The sequence below is a fragment of the Blastococcus mobilis genome, from assembly GCF_900188025.1.
GTDB lineage: Bacteria > Actinomycetota > Actinomycetes > Mycobacteriales > Geodermatophilaceae > Blastococcus_B > Blastococcus_B mobilis.
The window spans coordinates 19456-39139 of record NZ_FZNO01000001.1 but is presented as its reverse complement, the minus strand read 5'-3'; the positions used below and the strand labels follow the sequence as shown (position 1 = coordinate 39139).

At 72.2% G+C, this 19684-nt stretch carries 19 protein-coding genes; 10 read left to right on the top strand and 9 right to left on the bottom strand.

Annotated elements, in window-relative coordinates; genetic code table 11:
• Nucleotides 1-54: 54 nt before the first annotated feature.
• Nucleotides 55-1914: a SpoIIE family protein phosphatase gene (locus CHB94_RS00190; RefSeq protein ID WP_254920297.1), complete on the bottom strand. Its 1860-nt coding sequence runs from the start codon at nt 1912-1914 to the stop codon at nt 55-57.
• A 227-nt stretch (nt 1915-2141) separates the two neighbouring features.
• Here CHB94_RS00190 and CHB94_RS00185 point away from each other — a divergent pair, with 227 nt between their 5' ends.
• Nucleotides 2142-2639, top strand: coding sequence for an ATP-binding protein (locus CHB94_RS00185; protein ID WP_089334575.1), 498 nt, complete (start codon nt 2142-2144; stop codon nt 2637-2639).
• Nucleotides 2636-3598: an RNA polymerase sigma factor SigF gene (locus CHB94_RS00180; RefSeq protein WP_254920296.1), complete on the top strand. Its 963-nt coding sequence runs from the start codon at nt 2636-2638 to the stop codon at nt 3596-3598. Before CHB94_RS00185 ends, CHB94_RS00180 begins: the two co-directional genes overlap by 4 nt.
• Nucleotides 3599-3763: 165 nt before the next feature.
• On the opposite strand, the gene CHB94_RS00175 is transcribed toward CHB94_RS00180, so the two are convergent.
• Both CHB94_RS00175 and CHB94_RS00170 read right to left on the bottom strand, forming a co-directional pair.
• Entirely contained in the window at nt 3764-4948 is a 1185-nt protein-coding gene (locus CHB94_RS00175) for an SPFH domain-containing protein (protein ID WP_089334574.1), read from the bottom strand.
• A 76-nt stretch (nt 4949-5024) separates the two neighbouring features.
• A complete protein-coding gene (locus CHB94_RS00170) occupies nt 5025-5462 on the bottom strand; it encodes an NfeD family protein (RefSeq protein ID WP_089334573.1) in 438 nt (145 codons plus the stop codon).
• A gap of 95 nt (nt 5463-5557) precedes the next feature.
• Between CHB94_RS00170 and CHB94_RS00165 the strand changes: the two genes are divergently transcribed.
• Complete coding sequence (locus CHB94_RS00165) at nt 5558-6298, top strand: Rv1486c family protein (RefSeq protein WP_089334572.1); 741 nt, start codon at nt 5558-5560, stop codon at nt 6296-6298.
• Between the two features lie 80 nt (nt 6299-6378).
• Here the strand turns inward: CHB94_RS00165 and CHB94_RS00160 are convergent, their stop codons facing one another.
• The 4 genes from CHB94_RS00160 to CHB94_RS00145 all read right to left on the bottom strand — a co-directional run bounded on the left by CHB94_RS00160 (nt 6379) and on the right by CHB94_RS00145 (nt 9635).
• Nucleotides 6379-7503, bottom strand: a complete 1125-nt coding sequence (locus CHB94_RS00160; protein ID WP_089334571.1) for a ferrochelatase — start codon at nt 7501-7503, stop codon at nt 6379-6381.
• Nucleotides 7504-7540: 37 nt separating this feature from the next.
• Nucleotides 7541-8308 carry an enoyl-ACP reductase FabI gene (gene fabI, locus CHB94_RS00155; protein ID WP_089334570.1) on the bottom strand — a complete coding sequence of 256 codons (768 nt, stop codon included), beginning with the start codon at nt 8306-8308 and terminating at the stop codon, nt 7541-7543.
• Nucleotides 8308-9012 (bottom strand): 3-oxoacyl-[acyl-carrier-protein] reductase, encoded by a 705-nt coding sequence (gene fabG / locus CHB94_RS00150; protein ID WP_089334569.1) that lies wholly within the window; start codon nt 9010-9012, stop codon nt 8308-8310. Before fabG ends, fabI begins: the two co-directional genes overlap by 1 nt.
• A gap of 122 nt (nt 9013-9134) precedes the next feature.
• A complete protein-coding gene (locus CHB94_RS00145) occupies nt 9135-9635 on the bottom strand; it encodes a MarR family winged helix-turn-helix transcriptional regulator (protein WP_089334568.1) in 501 nt (166 codons plus the stop codon).
• Between the two features lie 90 nt (nt 9636-9725).
• On the opposite strand from CHB94_RS00145, the gene CHB94_RS00140 reads away from it, so the two are divergent.
• On the top strand, nt 9726-10301 hold the full coding sequence (locus CHB94_RS00140; RefSeq protein ID WP_089334846.1) for an NADPH-dependent F420 reductase: 576 nt from the start codon (nt 9726-9728) through the stop codon (nt 10299-10301).
• Nucleotides 10302-10496: 195 nt separating this feature from the next.
• Nucleotides 10497-11402: a dioxygenase family protein gene (locus tag CHB94_RS00135; RefSeq protein WP_089334567.1), complete on the top strand. Its 906-nt coding sequence runs from the start codon at nt 10497-10499 to the stop codon at nt 11400-11402.
• On the opposite strand, the gene CHB94_RS00130 is transcribed toward CHB94_RS00135, so the two are convergent.
• Together CHB94_RS00130 and CHB94_RS00120 are read right to left on the bottom strand one after the other, a co-directional pair.
• The gene (locus tag CHB94_RS00130) at nt 11360-12631 is read right to left on the bottom strand and encodes a 3-deoxy-7-phosphoheptulonate synthase (RefSeq protein WP_089334845.1); all 1272 of its coding nucleotides are present in this window, start codon (nt 12629-12631) and stop codon (nt 11360-11362) included. The two genes, CHB94_RS00135 and CHB94_RS00130, sit on opposite strands and share 43 nt — an antisense overlap.
• Nucleotides 12632-12920: 289 nt before the next feature.
• Nucleotides 12921-13820, bottom strand: coding sequence for a LysR family transcriptional regulator (locus CHB94_RS00120; protein ID WP_176445337.1), 900 nt, complete (start codon nt 13818-13820; stop codon nt 12921-12923).
• Nucleotides 13821-13916: 96 nt separating this feature from the next.
• On the opposite strand from CHB94_RS00120, the gene CHB94_RS00115 reads away from it, so the two are divergent.
• From CHB94_RS00115 to CHB94_RS00095, 5 genes are read left to right on the top strand one after another with little or no spacing between them, the layout of a single operon-like run.
• On the top strand, nt 13917-14756 hold the full coding sequence (locus tag CHB94_RS00115; RefSeq protein ID WP_438264901.1) for an amino acid ABC transporter ATP-binding protein: 840 nt from the start codon (nt 13917-13919) through the stop codon (nt 14754-14756).
• A complete protein-coding gene (locus tag CHB94_RS00110; protein ID WP_089334564.1) occupies nt 14753-15682 on the top strand; it encodes an amino acid ABC transporter permease in 930 nt (309 codons plus the stop codon). Before CHB94_RS00115 ends, CHB94_RS00110 begins: the two co-directional genes overlap by 4 nt.
• A 34-nt stretch (nt 15683-15716) precedes the next feature.
• A complete protein-coding gene (locus tag CHB94_RS00105; protein ID WP_141137381.1) occupies nt 15717-16697 on the top strand; it encodes a transporter substrate-binding domain-containing protein in 981 nt (326 codons plus the stop codon).
• Nucleotides 16698-16702: 5 nt separating this feature from the next.
• Complete coding sequence (locus CHB94_RS00100) at nt 16703-17965, top strand: M20 family metallopeptidase (RefSeq protein WP_089334843.1); 1263 nt, start codon at nt 16703-16705, stop codon at nt 17963-17965.
• A gap of 57 nt (nt 17966-18022) precedes the next feature.
• Nucleotides 18023-19657, top strand: coding sequence for an amidohydrolase (locus CHB94_RS00095; protein WP_089334562.1), 1635 nt, complete (start codon nt 18023-18025; stop codon nt 19655-19657).
• The last annotated feature ends 27 nt before the right edge of the window (nt 19658-19684 follow it).

Below are 19684 nucleotides of genomic sequence, written 5' to 3'. Positions count from 1 at the left end.
ACCCGACCGGTTCCCCAAACAGGGGTGGGGGTGGCGCTCCCTCGGACGAGCGCGTCAGCGCAGGTCGACCAGTCCGCCCAGGCCGCTGATCTCGAGGATGTGCCGGGTGATGCCGCCGTCGGGGGCATGGACGACCAGGCGCCAGCCCTCGTCGCGTCCGATCCGGGCGATGGCCAGCACGACCCGCACCGCGGCACTGCTGAACAGGGACACGCCGCCGAGGTCCAGCTCGACCCGACCGGTTCCGCCGTGGCTGGCCTCCAGCAGGCGGATCCGCATCTGCTCGGCGCCCAGCTCGTCCACCGCGCCACTGGCCCGCACCACCGGTCGGGGTCCTCCCCGGTCCACCGTCACCGTGGCCGCGCTGGCGACCGAGGGCCGGTCCTCGTCCACCTCCGGGCTGCGCCGAAGCCGCAGGCTCAAGGTCACCGTCGTCCCCTTCTCCTCCTCCTCGAGGACGACGCCGTCGACGAGCTGCCGCATGATCAACAGGCCGCGCCCCCGGTCGCCGGGGTCGCGGTTGGGGGGACGCCACGTGCCCTCGTCGCGCACCGTCACGGTGAGGACGCCGTCGACGTCCACCCGCGCGGTCACCGACATGGGACCCGGCTCGGACCCCCGGTAGGCGTGCTCCGCGGCGTTGGCGCAGGCCTCTCCCACCGCCACCATCGCCCCGACGCGGTCCTGCTCGCCCATGCCGAGGGTGGTGAGCCAGCTGTTCAGCCGGCGCCGCACGCCGGGCAGCGCCGCGGGGTCGGCGATCAGATCGAGCTGCAGCGGCTCGAGGGTGTCCTCGCGGCGGTGGGCAACCAGTACGGCGACGTCGTCCAACCAGCCATCCGGGGTGCGGACGCCCTCGGCGATCGCCGAGGCGAGCTCGCCCGAGGCGTCCGGCGCCAGGGCGTCCGGGCTCGCGAGCACCGACGTCGCTGCTTCCGCGAGCCGGTCCAGCGCGGCCGAGGCCTCCGGGCCGGGGCCCGCGACGGCACCGTTGGAGAACAGCACGAGCGTCGACCCTTGGTCCAGCACGTGCCGCGAGACGGTCGTCGGGGTGCCGGGCAGGCTGCCCAGCGGCGGGCGGGGCGGAACGGGCAGGAAGGACGCCGTCCCGTCAGCCCCCACCACCAGCGGCGGCGGGTGCCCGGCCGCGGCATACACCAGATCACCGGTGCCGGCATCGAGCACGCCGTAGAAGACCGAGGTGCCTTCGACGTCCTCCATCTGCGCGGCGAAGGTGTCCAGGGCGGCGAGGACCGCGGCGGGCGAGGGGTCGCGCAGAGCCGACGACCGCATCGCCCCGCGCAGGCGGCTCATGGCCCCGGCCGCTGGGACACCGTGGCCGACGGCGTCGCCGACGACCAGCGCCACGCGGCCCGAGCCGAGCGCCACCGTGTCGTACCAGTCACCTCCGGCCGCCCGGACCGCGGAGGCGCGGTGGTAGCTGCCGGAGAGACGCAGGTCGGGCAGAAGGGGCAGGGAAGGCGGGAGCAGGGACAGCTGGGCCTGCTCGACCCCGTCGGCGGGGAGGCTGGGCCACAGCGAGGTGTCGGTCGCGGCGTCCTCGGATTCCAGGACCAGGAGCACGCCCGGCCCCCCGGCGACCTGCATCGGCCGCGCCATCACCGTCGCCGCCGGCCCGCCGCGGCCCAGTGGTCCGCAGATCGTCTCCGCCTGGCCGGTCCGCAGCACCTCGTCGAGCACGTCGGTCACCGGTCGACCGTCCACGACGGGCAGCTGATCGCGGGCCGTGCCGAGGTCCCGTGCCCGGGCGTTGGCCCAGATGGGTTCGGCAGCCGTGGCGTCGAGGACGTAGATGGCCGCGGGAGCGGTCTCCATGGCGGCGACCAGCGCACTGGCTCCCTCGTCCCGGGCGGTTGCGGGGAGGGGTGGCGGGATGCTCGGGCTCGACGTCATCTTGAGCCAGCCAATACCAGCGTTCGGGCCCCGGCAACCGCGACGACGCCTACCGTGGTGCCGTGGTGACCACCACGTTTGAGCTGTCGAGCACCCGGGGTAAAACGCCGCGGTTGAGCGCAACCCGGTGCGTCCGGACGCGCCACGACGGGCCCCGACCGGGCCCGGCAGGATGGACCGCGGCGACTCGATGGACGGGCCGACGGCAACGAAGGAGCAGACGACGGATGGTGGACTCGAGGGGCGCCCTTGCGCAGGACGGGCGACGCGCGGAGAGGTTGGAGCTGCGGGTGCCCACCACGGCGACCCAGTTGCCTGCGGTACGTGCGATGGCCGGTGACCTCGCGATCCGGATGGACTACGACCTCGACGCGGTCGAGGACCTTCGCCTCGCGGTGGACGAGGCCTGCGCGACGCTCACCCAGATCGCTGCGTCCGACGCCCCGCTCACGGTCATCTTCGAGACGACCCGGGCGGGACTGCACATCGAGGCGTGGGTGCCCACCGCCGAGGGCGTCGAGGTGCCCCGTGACGGCTTCGGCTGGGCCATCCTGGCCACTCTCGTCGACAGCGTCGACGCCCGGCGCGCCACGCAGGAGGCGGTTCCGGGCGGGAACGGCAGCCCCACCCCCGTGGGCCTGATCGCCATGGACAAGTACCTGCCCGGCCAGCACCCGACCGAGGTGGGCAGCAGCGCAGGACAGAACCTGTCGGTCGCGCAGTGAGCCGGTCCCCATCGACCGGCGAGACCCCCGTCGTGGAGGTTCCGCTGCCCGATCAGAGGTCCGAACCCATCCCCGCCCCTGCGGAGGACGACATCGCCGCACACGAGCCGGCCGACCCGGAGACCGTGCCCGACCCGCGGGTGGAGACCGGCGACGGCCCGGCCGTCGACCCGACGCCCGACGCTCCCCCTGTCTCGGACAACCGGCGGCGGGCCGAGCGGACCGCGCCGCTGTTCGCGGAACTGGCCACCCTGGAGAAGGACGACCCGCGGCGGGAGCGGCTGCGCGAGATGCTGGTGGAGGAGCACCTGCCGCTGGTGCGGCACTTCGCCCGGCGCTTCAGCAACCGCGGTGAACCGTTCGACGACCTGCTGCAGGTCGGCACGCTGGGCCTGATCGCGGCGATCGACCGGTTCGACCCGACCCGTGGCGTGGAGTTCCTCTCCTTCGCCGTCCCGACGATCACCGGTGAGATCAAGCGGCATTTCCGCGACCAGGGCTGGTCGGTGCGCGTGCCCCGCCGGCTGCAGGAGCTGCACCTGTCGTTGAACGCCGCCGTCGGCGAGCTGGCCCAGAAGAACGGCCGCGCACCGACGCCGTCGGAACTGGCCGAACACCTGGGTATCCCGCGGGCGGAAGTGCTCGAGGGGCTCGCCGTCGCCAACGCCTACCGCAGCAGCTCCCTGGACGAGCGACTCAGCGGCGAGGACGACTCCCCGACGCTCGCGGCCACCCTCGGCGAGGAGGACGCCGCGCTCGAGGGCGTGGAGTACCGGGAGTCGCTGCAGCCGCTGCTGGCCACGATCCCGGCGCGGGAGCGCCGGATCCTGATCCTGCGGTTCTTCGGGAACATGACGCAGTCGCAGATCGCCGCGGACATCGGCATCTCGCAGATGCACGTGTCCCGGCTGCTCAGCCAGACCCTGGCCAAGCTCCGCGAAGGCCTGCTGAAGGACTGAGTCACTGCGGTCCTACCGGACCGCACCGCGGCCACGAGCCGTTCCCGGCTCACGTGGAGCCGCTGCCCGTGTCCCGGTCGGGAGGTCCTCCGGACCCCCGCGACCGGGCCACCCCGGACGGGAGCCGTACCCGGCCGGCGCCGAGACGCTCGCTGACGCCGATTGTCAGTTCGGCGACTGCGGGCTCTCGCCAGCGACCTCGTGCTCGGCCACGCGGGCCAGGGACGTCGTGTCGGGGATCGTCGGGGCGGCCGCCGGTGCGGTGTCGACGATGCTCGACAGCTCGATCTTGGCCTCCGGCTGGTCTGCGGCCCGGGGCAGCGCCGACTCGAACCAGCCGGACGTGTCCATCTCGGCGGTGGGCCGACCCTCGCCGTCCCGCGAGCCCTCGACGTCCATCCACGACCGCCCGTCGCCATCCGCACCGCCCAGCTTCGCGAGGCCCTCCAGGGCCTTGCTGAACTCGCTGGGGACGATCCACATCTTGTTCGCGTCGCCCTGCGCGATCTGCGGCAGCGTCTGCAGGTACTGGTAGGCGAGCAGCCCCTGGTCGGGCTTGCCGTCGTGGATGGCCTGGAACACCGTCTCGATCGACTTCGCCTGGCCCTGCGCCTGCAGGAACAGCGCCGCGCGCTCACCCTCGGCCCGCAGGATCCGGCTCTGACGCTCGGCCTCCGCCTCGAGGATCGCCGCCTGCTTCTTGCCCTCCGCGGAGAGGATCGCCGAGGCCTTCTGGCCCTCGGCGGTGGTGATCGCCGACTGCCGGGCACCCTCCGCCTGGAGGATGATCGCGCGCTTGTCGCGGTCGGCGCGCATCTGCTTCTCCATGGAGTCGCGGATGGACGGCGGCGGGTCGATCGCCTTGATCTCGACGCGGGCCACGCGCAGCCCCCACGGGCCGGTGGTGCCGTCGAGCACCTCGCGGAGCTGGCTGTTGATGCCGTCGCGACCGGTCAGCGCTCCCTCGAGGTTGAGCCCGCCGACGACGTTGCGCAGCGTCGTCGTGGTCAGCTGCTCCATGCCGGTGATGTAGTTGGCGATCCCGTAGACCGCCAGCCGGGGGTCGGTCACCTGGAAGTAGACGACGGTGTCGATGCCGACCTGCAGGTTGTCGGAGGTGATCACCGGCTGCGGCGGGAAGGAGATCACTTGCTCACGCAGGTCGATCGTGGCCCGCACGCGGTCGACGAACGGCACGAGGATGGAGAGGCCGGGCGACAGCGTGCGGCTGTACCGGCCCAGGCGCTCGATCACCTTGGCCTGCGCCTGCGGGACGATCGTGACGCTCTTGGCCAGCACGATGACCACCAGCAACGCCACCACGAGCAGCGCGATGATCGCGGGTTCCATCAGAGACTCCCTTCCTCGAAGTCACGCCGATCCTGCCGCGCGGGGCCGGACGCGGTCACCACCCCGGCAGGGGGGTTCACTCCAGCGCGTCGCCGACGACCGCGGTGGCGCCGTCGACCTGCAGGATGCGAACCGTCTCGCCGACGGCGAAGGTCTCACCGCTGTGCTGGCTGCGTGCGGTCCACTCGTCGGCACCCATCCGGATGCGGCCCCCGGAGGAGTCCACGTCCCGGGTGACCTTGGCGGTGCGACCGATCAGCGTGTCGACGCCGTCGAGCTGCAACGGGGTGCGATTGGTGAGGTGTCTGGTGGCGATCGGGCGGACCAGCACCAGCAGCAGACCGGAGACGGCGATGAAGGCGATCAGTTGCAGCACCGTCGCACCGCCGAGCAGGGCGACGGTCATCCCACCGAGTGCACCGCCGGCGAACATGAGCAGCACGAGGTCGAGGCTCACGACCTCGCCCGCCGCGAAGAGGCCCGCGGCGATCAGCCAGAGCAACCACGCAGCCATGCCCGGAGTGTCGCAGACCGCAGGGCCGGGGTGGCCCTCGTCTCGCCCTGCGCGACCGAACTGATACCCGCAAGACCCCGTCGTAGCCTCGCTGGGTGCACGACTTCCCCGCCGGCCGGTTCGCGGTCTGGGCGACCGCCTGGCTCGCCGGCCGTACCTCCTACGACGAGGCGTTCGACGCCCTGCTCGGCGACACCGCCCATCGGGTCGCCGGCCTGCCGGGCACCGACGAGGCGGTGCCGCTGGGCTGGGCGCTGACGGCGCTGCGCGGCCTCGGCGAGCGGCGCTTCCGGCTGACGCTGCCCGTTCCCGGCGACGTCCGCGGGCTCCCCCCGGTGCCCGGGTTGGCACCGCTGGCACTGGATTCCGGCCAGGCCGCCGTCGGCGAGCGTCTGGCACTCGTGCCCGAACCGCTGGGCCCGGAGGTGGTCCAGTGGACGGCGTTCTCGCTGGACGGCGTCCCGCCGATGGCACCACCGCCCGAGGGCAACCTGCGTGCGGTCTCCGGCTCGCTGGACCTCGCGGTGGGCGACACCGCGCGGGCGCTCGCGGGCCTCGACGTCGCCCGCTGGAACCCCGAGGTGCCGGCCCTGCTCGCCGGGCTGGCCCGGACGACGGCGGCACCCGGACTACCCGCCGACCACGACCCTCTGGCGCTGTCGGTACTCGGCCGGGCCCAGCGGCTGGCGAAGGTGCTGGATCTGGCGATGGCCGACGCGCCGGGGGCCGCGGTCAACCACGTGCAGGCAGCGGCTCGGGACGGTGCCCTGCGCCCCCTGGCGCACGCGGTCCGCGAGGCGACCGTGGCCGCGTTCAACTGGGTGCCGCGCGACTGAACGCCGCTTCCCGGGCGTGACTCCTGGAGCCGTGCGTCAACCGTGCGCGGAGCCCTCCGGCCACCACGCGGCCTGACCTGTCAGGGTCGCTGCACGAAACAGCAGGCCGCCGGGCAGTCGGTGCCCAGGCGCGGCAGTCCGCCGGCACGGCGCTCCTCCAACAGGCCGCGGATGGAGTCGACGAACGCCGGATGGGTGCCGGCCGTCGCCGCACGGGCGAACGCGAGCCCGAGTTCCTCGGCCGTCTGCTTGGCCTCGTTGTCGAGGTCCCAGATCACCTCGAGGTGGTCGCTGATGAAGCCGACCGGGAAGAGCACGACGGCCCTCTCCCCCTGCGCGGCCAGGACGCGGAGGTGGTCGTTGACGTCGGGTTCCAGCCACGGCACCGAGGGCGGCCCGCTGCGGCTCTGCCACACCAGGTCGAACGACCGGCCCGGCGCGGCTTCGGCAACGACCCGTTCCGCGGCCGCCATCAGCTCCGCCTCGTAGGCGCCGCCATGGGGCCCCGCCACGGCGGCCATCGCGGTCGGGATGCTGTGCGCGGTGGCGACCAGCCGCGCGGTGTCCCGGAGGCTCTCCGGGAGCGAGGCGATCGCCGCGGCGAGCGCGTCGGCGTTGGCCTGCACGAAGCCCGGCGTGTCGAAGTAGTGCGGCAGCTTCTCCGCCGTCGGGGTTGGGCGGGTGGAGTCATGGCCGTAGGACACCCGCGCCCGGGCGATGTCCTCGTGGTACTGCCGGCAGCCGGAGAACGAGGCGTACGCCGAGGTGGCGAACACGTACACGTGCTCGATGCCGTCCTCGGCCATCTGCCGCCAGGTGTCCTCGACGTAGGGCGCCCAGTTGCGGTTGCCCCAGTAGACCGGCAGGTCGACCCCTGCAGCGGCGAGCTCCTTCTCGACGGCCGCGATCAGCGCCTTGTTCTGATCGTTGATCGGGCTGACACCGCCGAAGTGGCGGTAGTGCTCCGCGACCTCCTCCAGCCGCTCGCGCGGGATGCCGCGGCCGCGCGTGACGTTCTCCAGGAACGGCAGGACGTCGTCCTGACCCTCCGGCCCCCCGAAGGAGAGCACCAGCAGCGCCTCGCGGCGTCCTGCCGGGGCCGGCTCCGTGGAGGGCGCGACGCCGCCGTTGTTGCGGACGGCGAGCGACGGGTCCTCGTCGGGCCGCTGACCGGCGGGGGTGATGTCGACGGTTGCGCGTGGCACAGCGGTTCTTCTTCCTCGGTACGGCGGGCGGATGCACTCACACACCGACGGCGTGGAAGCCCCCGTCGACGTGCACGATCTCGCCGGTGGTGGCCGGGAACCAGTCCGACAGCAGCGCGCAGACGGCCTTGCCCGACGGCTCGGTGTCGGTGACCGACCACCCCAGGGGGGCGCGGGTCTCCCACGCCTCCTCGAACTGAGCGCTCCCGGGGATGGACTTCATGGCCATCGTCCGCAGCGGGCCCGCGGCGACCAGGTTGACCCGGACACCCTCGGGGCCCAGCTCGCGCGCGAGGTAGCGGCTGGTCGACTCCAGCGCGGCCTTCGCGGCACCCATCCAGCCGTAGACCGGCCAGGCGACGGTGGCGTCGAAGGTCAGTCCGACGACGGAGGCGGTGTCCCCGAACAGCGGGCGGCAGGCCTGGGTGAGCGAGGCCAGCGACCAGCTGGACACCTGGAACGCCGTCGCGGCGTGCTCCCACGCCACCTCCGGGAAGCCCTCCCCCATCGCCTCCTGCGGGGCGAAGCCGATCGAGTGGACCACGCCGTCGAGGCCGTCGACGTGCTCGCGCAGCCGGTCGGCGAGCGTCGACAGGTGCTCGGTGTTCGTGACGTCGAGCTCGACGACCGGCGCCTCCTGCGGCAGCCGCTTGGCGATCCGCTGGCACAGCGAGAGGGCCCGCCCGAAGTTGGAGAGGACGACGGTGGCGCCCTGCTCCTGCGCGATCCTCGCTGTCGCGAAGGCGATGGACGCCTCGGTCAGCACCCCCGCCACCAGGATCTTCTTGCCTTCGAGAATCCCCATCAGTGCCCCATCCCCAGTCCGCCGTCGACCGGGACGACCGCCCCGGTGATGTAGCCCGCAGCGTCGCTGGCCAGGAAGCGCACGACGCCGGCGATCTCCTCCGTCGAGGCGTACCGGCCGAGCGGCACCTGCCCCAGGATCTCCTGCTGCCGCTTCTCGGGCAGCTCCGCGGTCATGTCGGTCTCGACGAAGCCCGGCGCGACGACGTTCGCGGTGATGTTGCGGCTGCCCAGCTCACGGGCGATCGAGCGGGCCAGGCCCACGAGCCCGGCCTTGCTCGCCGCGTAGTTGGTCTGACCGGCCGAGCCGAGCAGGCCGACGACCGACGAGACGAAGATCATCCGGCCGGCGCGGGCTCGGACCATCTTGGCGCTGGCCCGCTTGGCCACCCGGTAGGCGGCGGTGAGGTTGGCGTCCAGGACGTCGGTGAAGTCGTCCTCCTTCATCCGCATCAGCAGCCCGTCGCGGGTGATGCCGGCGTTGCTCACCAGTACCTCGACCGGGCCCTGGCGTTCCTCGACCGCGCTGAACGCCCGGTCGACGGCCTCGGCGTCGGTGACGTCGCACTGGACGCCGAAGAGCCCGTCGGGGGCGCCGCTGCCGCGGTGGGTCACCGCGACGGAGTCGCCCTGCTCGGCGAACGAGCGGGCGATCGCCAGCCCGATGCCTCGGTTTCCGCCGGTCACCAGCACCGACCTGCCCACGAGCGACTCCCCTGCACCGTCGATGTCAGACCTGACAGCAGAAACCTATCCGCTGGGCGCGGGGCACATTCCTCCGGCGTCGTGCCCGGCGGGCACAGCCGCCGGGCGGTCAGCCCGGAGCGTCAGCGGCGCCCACTCGGGTGACCACGCTGCGGGCTCATCACCACTCCGTCGGGATCGATCCGCGCCAGGATCGCCTCGGTGATCTCCGACAGCTGCGTCACCTGATCGGCGCCCAGCGCGTCGATCACGTGGTGCCGCACGTTCGTGACGTGCCCTGGCGCGGTGTCCACGACCTTGGCCCAGCCGGCGTCGGTCAGCTGTGCATTGGTGGCCCGGCCGTCCTGCGGGCACGGGAAGCGGCGGACCAGGCCGCGGTCCTCCAGTCTGCGCACCACGTGGGACAGCCGGGGCAGCGTGGCGTGGGTGCGCTGAGCCAGCGAGGTCATGCGCAGGGTGCGGTCGGGCGCCTCCGACAGCATCGCCAGCAGGAAGTACTCGAAGTGCGTCAGCTCGGCGTCGCGCCGCAGTTGGGTGTCCAGGACACCGGGGAGCAGTTCGAGGACCGCGGCGAGCCGCACCCAGGCAACCCGCTCCTCATCGGACAGCCACTCGGTCTGCATGTCGCCCATCCTAGCTTTTAGTTGACGTGACAACCAACCAGTCATAAGGTCTTAGTTGTAGCTTCAACCAACTGAGAAGGAGTGATCTCCGTGGCACACATCAGCATCATCGGCACCGGCAACATGGGTCAGGCCATCGCGGGGATCGCGAGCAAGGGCGGCAACAGCGTCGAGCTGCTCGGCCAGTCCGACGCCGACAAGCCCGTCACCGGGGACGTCGTCGTGCTCGCCGTGCCGTACCCCGCCGTCGCGGACGTGCTGAGGGCCCGCGGAGACAGCCTCGCCGGCAAGGTCGTCGTGGACATCACCAACCCGCTGGACTTCACGACGTTCGACTCCCTCACCGTCCCGGCCGACAGCTCGGCGGCCGCCGAGATCGCCGCGGCACTGCCGCAGTCGCGCGTGCTCAAGGCGTTCAACACCACGTTCGCCGCCACCCTGACCTCCGGGGTCGTCGGCCCGCTCCCCACGACCGTCCTCATCGCCGGGGACGACGCCGACGCCAAGGCGCTGCTCGCCGGCATCGTCACCGCAGGCGGGCTGCGCGCCGTGGACGCCGGTTCCCTGCGCCGGGCCCGTGAGCTCGAGGCCGTCGGCTTCCTGCAGCTCACCCTTGCCGCCGGCGAGAAGATCTCCTGGACCGGCGGCTTCGGCCTCGTGAACTGAGTCAGCCGACTCGTAGGTCCAGGCAGCGATCGATCCTGCCGATGCCCCGGCTGGTGCCCACGCACCGGCCGGGGCGGAGCCGGCCGACATCGCTGCACCTCTCACCCGACCCACCGTCGCGAGGACCGTGACGACACGACCCGCACGGCCGTTCCTGGCAGCACGAAGCGCCGGGTCACCTTGGAGGAGCTCCCCATGACCACCGCCGCCACACGCAGCACGACCGCGGCCGCCGACGCCCGCATCCCAGCGCAGCACCCGTTCGCCGAGCATCTGCGCCGGGTCGCCGCCGAGGGCACCGGACAGGGGTCGTGGACCCCGGACGACGGTCCGCTGCCGAGCCTCTACATCAGCCACGGCGCTCCGATGCTGTTCGAGATGACCGACTGGATGACCCAGCTGCACGACTGGGCCCGGTCACTCCCCCGGCCGAAGGCGATCCTCATCGTCTCCGCGCACTGGGAGTCCGCGCCGCTGAGCCTCAGCACCACCCGGCCCACCGAGCTGGTGTACGACTTCGGCGGTTTCGACCCGCTCTACTACTCGATGCGCTACGACACCCCTGACGCCACCGACCTCGCGCGTCAGGTCGCCGCCCTGATGCCCGACACCGAGCCGGTGCACGAGCACTCCCGCCGCGGCCTGGACCACGGCGCCTGGGTGCCGTTGAAGATCATGTACCCCGAAGCGGACATCCCGGTGCTCCAGCTCAGCATGCCGACCCATGACCCGGCCCGGCTGCTCGCCCTCGGACAGCGACTGAGGACACTGCGCGAAGAGGGCGTTCTGGTCATCGGCTCGGGTTACATGACCCATGGCCTGCCGTTCCTGACCCGCGAGATGTTCGCCGGCAAGGTGGTCCCGGGTTGGTCCACCGACTTCGACATCTGGGCCGCCGAGGCCCTGGCGTCCGGCAACGTCGACGAGCTCGCCCGCTTCAGCACCGCCGCCCCGGGGATGCCGTACGCGCACCCGACGGTGGAGCACTTCACTCCGCTCTTCGTGACCCTCGGCGCCGCGGCCGATCCCGCCGCGCCGGTGACCACGACGATCGACGGCTACGCCCTGGGCCTGGCCAAGCGCTCGTTCCAGGCCGCCTGACCACGGCGCCGGGCGCGGGTCGCCTCAGCCAGCTCGGCCAGCATCGCCTCGGTCGTGTCCAGGTCGACGCACGCGTCGGTGACGCTGACGCCGTACTGCAGTCGCTCCGGATGACGGCGGTCGAGGTCCTGCCTCCCTGCGGCGAGGTTGCTCTCCACCATCACGCCGCGGATGGCCCGCTCGCCGCTCGCGATCTGCGTCGCCAGGTCCCGCACGACCTCGATCTGGCGCCGGTGGTTCTTCTGGCTGTTGCCGTGGGAGGCGTCGACGACGACCACCTCCGGCAAGCCCCGCTCGGCCAGCTTCCGCTTGGTGTCGGCGATGTGTGCCGCGGAGTAGTTGGGGCCGGACTTGTCGCCGCGCAGGATGACGTGGGCGGTGTCGTTGCCGGTCGTCGACAGCTGAGCGCTCACTCCGTGGTGGTCGACGCCCAGGAACTCGTGTGGTGCACGCGCGGCCACGACGGCCTGGATCGCGGCGTCGATGCTGCCCTCCGGGGAGTTCTTGAACCCGACGACGGACGAGAAGCCGGACACCCGCTCCCGGGCCGTCTGGTCGGTGACGTTGCGCGCCCCGACGCCGTTGTAGGTGACCAGTCCGTTGACGTACTGCGGCGTGAGCGCGTTGAGCGGTTCAGCCGCGACCGGGACGCCCAGCTCCGTGATGCGGCACATGAGCATCCGGGTCGCGACCAGGCCGACGCTGATCCGGCTGGACCCGTCGAGGAACGGGTCGTAGGCGAACCCCTTCCAGTCGACCTCGGTCCTCGGCTTCTCGGTGTAGGTCCGCATCAGGATCTCGAGGTCCTCGCCGTGCCGCTCCCGCATGCGCGCGAGGAAGGCGGCGTACTCGAGCGCGGCGGCCGGGTCGTGGATCGAGCACGGGCCGGCGATGACGGCCACGCGGTCGTCGACACCATCGACGATGTCGGTCATGGCGCGACGCCCGGCCCGCGTCGTGGTGACGGCCTCGGGCGACAGCGGGACGACCGTCGCGACCGCGGCCGGTGTGACGACGACGCTCAGGCCGGTGATCCTCGCGTTCACCAGCCCGGCGAGGTCGACATTCTGCGTCTGCACGACGCCCAGCCGCTGCTGCACCTCCGGCAGCAGGTCGGTCAACGCGGCATCGACCTGCGCGTTCACCCGGGCCTGGACGTCGAGCAGGAGGTCGGCGATCCGCGTCGCCGCCCCCAACAACTCGGTCGCCGGAACGGGGAGCTCCTCCATCGTCACGGGCCTCCAGCACCTCGTCGGGGCCGCGCCCCGGTCGGCGGCTCGGCCCGCACAGCATGGCTCGCCCCGTGACCGGGAGTGGCACCGGACCCTGCCCCGGCCTCAGCGCATGCGAGTCGCGCGGATCACCGCTTCGGCGGTCCCGGGGTCCTCGACGTCGTCGACATCGCCGAGCCGGGAGCCGGTCCGGGGCAGCAGCTGCACGACGTCTCGACCGCCGGCGTGGACTACGCCGACACCCACCCCACCCTGTCGCTCAACTGGACTGAGATCGGCAACCGGGTCAGCGAATGGCGCCGTCGACGGTGGCGAGGAAGGACCCGATCCGCCCGGCCATCGACTCGATCGCCTCGGCGGCGAAGTGCGCCGGGTCCCAGGCCGCGTTGAGGACGATGTGCAGCGCCGCCTCACCGGCGCCCCGTGGATCGGCGATGGTGAGACTGCGGGCTCCGAACCGGGGCAGGTCGGTGACGACTCCCACGCCTCGCCCGGCGGCTGCGTGCGCCTGGATGACCCGGGCGACGGCGCACTCCTCCACCCGGTCGTAGGCGAGCCCTGCCTCCGCGACCGCCAGGTCGAGTTCGACACGGGACGTGTTGTCCTGCGGTAGCAGGATCAGAGGCTCCTCCACCAGCTCGGCCAGTTCCACCCTCCGGGTCGGACGGCGCGACCAGGGGTGATCGGGTGACACGTACACCCGGAGCAGCACGGCCCCGAGCCGACGATGGGCGAGGCGCCCGGTGACCGGGGCGGGAGAGATCGCGAGGTCCGCGCCGGTTCCCAGAGCAGAGTAGGCCCGGGACGGCGATACCTCCCGCACCAGTACCAGCGGGTCCTCCTCGCCGAGCGTGCCCAGGAACGGTGCCACCAGCTCCATGAGGGTCGCTGTCGGCGCAGCCAGCACGAGCCGCCTCAGCACCCCCTCCGCCAACGTTCGCGCCGCCGCCTGTGTGCGCTCGGCCAACGCCACGAGTTCCCGAGCCACCGGGACGAAGTCGCGCCCTGCCGGGGTGAGCGAAAGACGCCCCCGCGTGCGGTCGAACAGCCGAATCCCCAGCTCGCGCTCCAGCTGGAAGAGCTGACGACTCAGCGCCGGCTGCGCGAGGCGGATGCGGTCCGCCGCCGCGGTCACCGTTCCTTCGTCGACGACGGCCAGGAAGTGCTCGACGCGGCGGAGATCCACGTCACCGACCGTATGCCGTTCCGGCATGCGATGAAAGCCAAATCAGCATTGGACTGTCTAGGTGAGCACGATCACGCTTCCCGCAACGCAGTTCCAGTGCCGAGGAAGAGTGAGGCGATCGTGGTGCAGTCGACGCACACGCCGGTCCGGGAGCAGGACGCCCCCGCGTCCGGCCCCCCGGCGATGGTGACGTTCCGGAACGTCTGGAAGTCCTTCGGCGCGATCAAGGTCCTTCGCGGCATCGACCTGACGATCGAGCGCGGTCAAGTCGTCTGCGTCATCGGCGCCTCGGGCTCCGGGAAGTCGACGATGTTGCGCTGCGTCAACGGTCTCGAGGAGGCCACCGACGGCGTCATCGAGGTGGACGGCGAGCTGATCGGCGTCCGGCTCCGCGGCGGACGGCGGCACGAACTCTCGCCGCGGGAGGCGGCAGCGCAGCGCGGGCACATCGGCATGGTCTTCCAGCAGTTCAACCTGTTCCCCAACCGGACGGCGCTGGAGAACGTCATGGAGGGCCCGGTCGTCGTCGCCGGGCTGCCCCGCGACCAGGCGCGGCGGCGCGCGGAGGAGCTGCTCACCCGGGTCGGCCTGGCCGACCGCGCCGGCATGTATCCGCGCCAGCTCTCCGGCGGCCAGCAGCAGCGGGTCGCCATCGCTCGCGCGCTGGCCATGGAACCCAAGCTGATGCTCTTCGACGAGCCCACCAGTGCGCTGGACCCCGAGCTCGTCGGGGAGGTCCTCGGCGTCATGAAGGAGCTGGCCGAGGCCGGCATGACCATGCTCGTCGTCACCCACGAGATGGCCTTCGCCCGCGAGGTCGCCGACCGGGTCGCCTTCGTCGATGCCGGCCGCATCGTCGAGTACGCCACACCCGCCGAGGTCTTCGGCAACCCCACGCACCCGCGCACCCGCGAGTTCCTGGCGCGGGTCCAGTGACCGCCCGCATCACCGCCGAGATCGCCGACGACCCGGGAGCCGCCGTGAGCACCCTCGTCCCCACCCCCACAGCGCCGCTCGGCACCGAACCCACGCCACCGGGTCTGCCCCTGGTCCGTCGCAAGCACCCCTGGCGGCTGGTCAGCTACGCCCTCCTCGCGCTGATCCTCGCGATGCTCGCCAACAGCGTGCTCACCAACGAACGGTGGCGCTGGGACGTCGTCGGGGAGTACCTCTTCGACGACAAGGTGCTGGGCGGCCTGTGGATCACCATCGTCCTCACCCTCGGCGCCGTCGGCGTCGGCCTGGCCCTCGGCTCGGTGATCGCCGGACTGCGCATGTCGTCGAGCAGGGTGCTGTCGATCATTGCCGCCTGGTACATCTGGTTCTTCCGCGGCGTCCCGGTGATCGTCCAGGTGATCTTCTGGGTCTATCTCGCCCAGCTGTACCCGGTGATCTCGATCGGCATCCCGTTCGGCCCCGAGTTCGCCTTCTACGACACCAACCTCCTGGTCGCGCCGATCATCGGCTGCATCATCGGGCTGAGCTTCAACGAGTCGGCCTACATGGCGGAGATCCTGCGCGGTGGCGTGGCCGCCATCCCGCCCGGCCAGATCGAGGCCGCGCGCGCAGTCGGCATGACACCCCGCCAGATCCGCCGCCGCATCCTGGCCCCGCAAATCCTGCCGGTGGTCCTGCCGCCCTTCTTCAACAACGTCAACGCGATGACCAAGACAACCGCCGTCGTGATCCTCGCCTCCGTCACCGACCTGTTCTCCGCGGTCATGCAGATCGGCGCCCGGAACCTCCAGCAGACCCCGCTGCTCCTGGTCGCCACCTTCTGGTACCTCGTGCTGACCGCGGGGTTGACGCTCTTCCAGGTCGGCCTCGAACGGCTGGTCGCCCGCTCGGCCACCCGCAGCTGACCTGCTCGTTCACCACCCCCTCCAAGGAGAGCCCGTGTTCCTGCTCCGCCCTGCCCTCGTTCCCCTCGCGTCTGTCGCGGTCGCCGTCCTGCTCGCCGGCTGTGGCGCCCAGGTGGAGGACCCCGACGCCGCGGCATCCCCCGACGCAGCCGGCACCTCCGCCGCCTGCGACGACCCCGACATCTCGGGCGACCCGTTCGCCGCACCGGAGTTGACCGAGCTCGAAGCGGACACCGAGCTCGCCGGTCAGGTGCCCGACACCTACACCGAACAGCCGCTGGTCATCGGCGTCGCGCCGGACCTCCCGCCGATCAACTTCGGCGGGGAGGACGGTGAGCAGCGGGGCTACGAGGCCGATCTGCTGCGCGCGGCGGGCCAGCTCGTCGGCGTCGAGATCGTCTTCCAGGAGAGCCAGAACGCGCTGCAGGAGTACAGCGCCGGGCAGGTCGACGGCATCGCCGGCGCCTTCACCGACACCCTGGAGCGCCAGAAGCTCGGCGACTTCATCGACTACAGCACCGGCTCGCGCGCCGCCCTGACCCAGAAGTGCAACCCGAAGGGGATCGAGAGCACCGAGGACCTGTGCGGGCTCGAGGTCGTCGCCGCGGTGGGCACCGTCCAGCTGGCCCAGCTCACCGACAGCGAGACGCCTGGGTCCCTCCTGACCCTCTGTGAGGAGGCCGGCCTCCCGGCGCCGATCCCGGTCCAGGCCGACACCAGCGTCTCGGCGATCACCTCGCTGACCGCCGGCCGTGCCGCCGCGATGGTCACCGGTGAGCCGATCGCCGTCAACGCGGTCAAGCAGTCCGAGGGTGCACTCACCATCGCCTACGTCGAGGAGCTGCCCGTGCCGGTCGGCGTCATGATCAGCAAGGAGCACGCCGAGCTCACCGCCGTGCTCGCGCAGGCTTACCAGAAGCTCGTCGACGACGGCACCTACGCCGAGATCATGAACGCCTACGGCATCGAGTACGGCCTGCTCGACACGATCACGATCAACGGCGCGACGAGTTGACCACCGTGCAGCAGGCGCCCGACGCCGTTCCAGCCGAGGTGACCACGGCTGTCCAGGACGCCATCGAGGCGGCCGGCCCCGGCCTCGTCCGGCTCAGCCACGACGTCCACGCCGCCGCCGAGATCGGTTTCGCCGAGCACCGGTCGGTACAACTGGTTCACGACCACCTCGCCGCGCACGGCGTCGACCTCGAGGTCGGCGTCCACGGGTTGCCCACCGCCTTCCGGGCGGCACTCGGCTCGGGTGGCCCACGGGTGGCGATCCTCGCCGAGTACGACGCCCTGCCAGGCATCGGCCACGGCTGCGGGCACAACGTGATCTGCGCGACCGCCGTCGGTGCGTTCGTCGGTCTCGCCCCGGTGGTCGACCGGCTCGGCGGGTCCGTCCTCCTGCTCGGCACCCCCGCGGAGGAGAACGGCTCGGGCAAGGAGCTGATGGCGCGGGCGGGTGCGTTCGACGGCATCGACGCCGTTCTCATGCTGCACCCGTTCGCCGGGGACGACGTCGCCGACTTCACCGCCCTCGGCTGCCGGGTGGTCGAGGTGACCTACCGGGGTGTCCCGGCGCACGCCTCGGCCACCCCCCACCTGGGCCGCAACGCCCTGGACGCCGTCGTGGCCGCGTACCAGGGGCTCGCGGCCCTCCGGCAGCACATCCCCCGGGACGACCGCGTGCACGCCATCGTCACCGAAGGGGGCGCGGCGGTGAACGTCGTCCCCGCGCTCGCGCGGGCGACGGTGATGCTGCGCTCGCCCTCCGTCGAAGGCCTGCTCGACCTGACGGAGCGGGTTCAGGCCGTCCTCGACGGGGCCGCACTGCTCACCGGCACCACGGTCGAGGCCGCATGGGATCCGGCGCCCCCGTACCTGCCGGTCCGCACCAACGGCCCGCTGGCCGAGCGCTATGCCGCCCACATGACAGCGCGAGGGCGCACCGTCCGCGCCGCCGAGGCCCTGCCCAGCGGTGGAGGCGGATCGACGGATCTGGGCAACATCAGCCTCCGGGTGCCGGCCATCCATCCGATGCTCGGGATCGCGCCGCCGTCCGCCGGCATGCACACCGCCGCCTTCGCCGAGCACGCCGCCTCGCCCCTCGCGGATCGCGGCGTCCTCGACGGCGCGCTGGGACTGGCACTCACGGCGGTCGACTTCCTCGGTGACCCGGGACTGCGGGACGCGGTGGTGGCCGACTTCGTGGCCGCGGGCGGCGCGCTCGACGTCGCAGCGCTGCTCGCCTCCGTCGCCCGCCCCGCGCCCCGCACCGCCTGACCCCCCACCGCCGGACCACCAGACCGTCGGCCCGCGCCGGCCCGGACGAGGACACCCATGCTGCTCGACGCACTCTTCACCCATGGCCGGTTCACCACCCTGGAGCCCGACCGGCCGACCGCCACCGCCGTCGGCGTGGTGGGCGGGCTGATCGTCGGGTTCGACGAGGAACTCGCCGGCTGCCGCGCGGAGACGACGCTCGACCTCGGGGGCGCACCGGTCGTGCCGGGTCTGCACGACGCCCACCAGCACCTGTCCGCCCGCGGTCAGGACCTGCTCATGTGCGACGTCTCGCCGGCAGCCGTGCGCACCCTGGACGACGTCTATGCGGCGGTCGGCCGGCACGCGGCCGGGCTCGCGCCGGACGCCTGGGTGCTGGCGACCGGTCTGGACGACGGCAAGCTGGACGGCTCCCCCACCCGCGAGGGCCTGGACGCGGTGTGCGGTGGGCGGCCGGTGTGGGTGGCGCACGCCTCCCACCACGCCGGCGTGGCCAACACGGTGGCGATCCGGCGGATCGGGTTCACCGACCCGCGGGACCTCCCCGACGTCGACGGCGGTTGGATCGAACGCCGTCCGGACGGCGACCCGACCGGGCTGATCGCCGAGCGCGCGATGACCCTGATCTTCGCCCACATCCGGCCCCAGCCGTTCGAGGAGTTCGTCCACGCCATCGAGCTCGGCAGCAGGGCCGCGCTTGCGGACGGGCTCACCAGCGTCACCGAACCGGGGATCAGCGGGGCGATGATCGGCAACAGCCCCACCGACCTCGCCGCGTTCATGACCGCGCGCGACCGCGGCGTGCTCGGCGTCCGGATGACGGTGATGCCGGAGATCTCCGCGCTGCACGACATCGAGAGGGATGGGCTCGGTCTCGATCTCGGGCTGCGCAGCGGCCTCGGGGACGACGTCCTGCGCATCGGGGCGGTGAAGATCATCAGCGACGGAGCGCTGACCGCCCGCACCGCCGCCGTGTGCTGCGACTACGCCGACCGGCCCGGCGGTCGCGGTCTGCTTCTCGACGACGCCGCGGTGCTGCAGGAGAAGATCCTCGCCGCTCACCGCGCCGGCTGGCAGATCGGCACCCACGCGATCGGTGACGCCGCGGTCGAGGTGATCCTCGACGCCTACGAGCGAGCGCAGGAGCTGCACCCGCGCACCGACCCACGGCACCGGATCGAGCACTGTGGGCTGGCAGACGACCGCCAGATCGAGCGGCTCAAGCAACTCGGCGTCGTCCCGGTGCCGCAAGGCCGGTTCCTCGACGAGCTCGGCGACAGCTACGTCACCGCCCTCGGCCGCGAGCGCGCCGGGCTGCTCTACCGCCAGCGCAGCTTCCTCGACGCCGGCATCGAGCTGCCCGGCAGCTCGGACTGCCCGGTCGTCGACGGGTCGCCGCTGCGCGGCATCCACTCCCTGGTGAACCGGCAGCTGCCCGACGGCTCGGTGCTCAACCCGGCGGAACGGCTGACTCCACTGCAGGCGCTGCGGGCCTACACCGTCGGCTCGGCCTACGCCGACCACCAGGACCACCGCAAGGGCACCCTCGCCCGCGGCAAGCTCGCCGACTTCGTCGTCCTCTCCGACGACCTGCTCCGCGTGGCCCCCGACTCGATCGGTGACGTCGCGGTCGTCGCCACCGTCGTCGGCGGCGTCGTCCGCCACGGCGCGGACTCCTTGGACCGCCATTGACCGGCGCGTACCACTCCCAGAACCGGA

Bases quoted from the DNA above. Each gene is read 5' to 3' on its own strand.
- CHB94_RS00190 (WP_254920297.1), bottom strand. From the start codon at position 1,914: ATGACGTCGAGCCCGAGCATCCCGCCACCCCTCCCCGCAACCGCCCGG.
- CHB94_RS00185 (WP_089334575.1), top strand. From the start codon at position 2,142: ATGGTGGACTCGAGGGGCGCCCTTGCGCAGGACGGGCGACGCGCGGAG.
- CHB94_RS00175 (WP_089334574.1), bottom strand. From the start codon at position 4,948: ATGGAACCCGCGATCATCGCGCTGCTCGTGGTGGCGTTGCTGGTGGTC.
- CHB94_RS00170 (WP_089334573.1), bottom strand. From the start codon at position 5,462: ATGGCTGCGTGGTTGCTCTGGCTGATCGCCGCGGGCCTCTTCGCGGCG.
- fabI (WP_089334570.1), bottom strand. From the start codon at position 8,308: ATGGGGATTCTCGAAGGCAAGAAGATCCTGGTGGCGGGGGTGCTGACC.
- CHB94_RS00145 (WP_089334568.1), bottom strand. From the start codon at position 9,635: ATGCAGACCGAGTGGCTGTCCGATGAGGAGCGGGTTGCCTGGGTGCGG.
- CHB94_RS00135 (WP_089334567.1), top strand. From the start codon at position 10,497: ATGACCACCGCCGCCACACGCAGCACGACCGCGGCCGCCGACGCCCGC.
- CHB94_RS00130 (WP_089334845.1), bottom strand. From the start codon at position 12,631: ATGGAGGAGCTCCCCGTTCCGGCGACCGAGTTGTTGGGGGCGGCGACG.
- CHB94_RS00095 (WP_089334562.1), top strand. From the start codon at position 18,023: ATGCTGCTCGACGCACTCTTCACCCATGGCCGGTTCACCACCCTGGAG.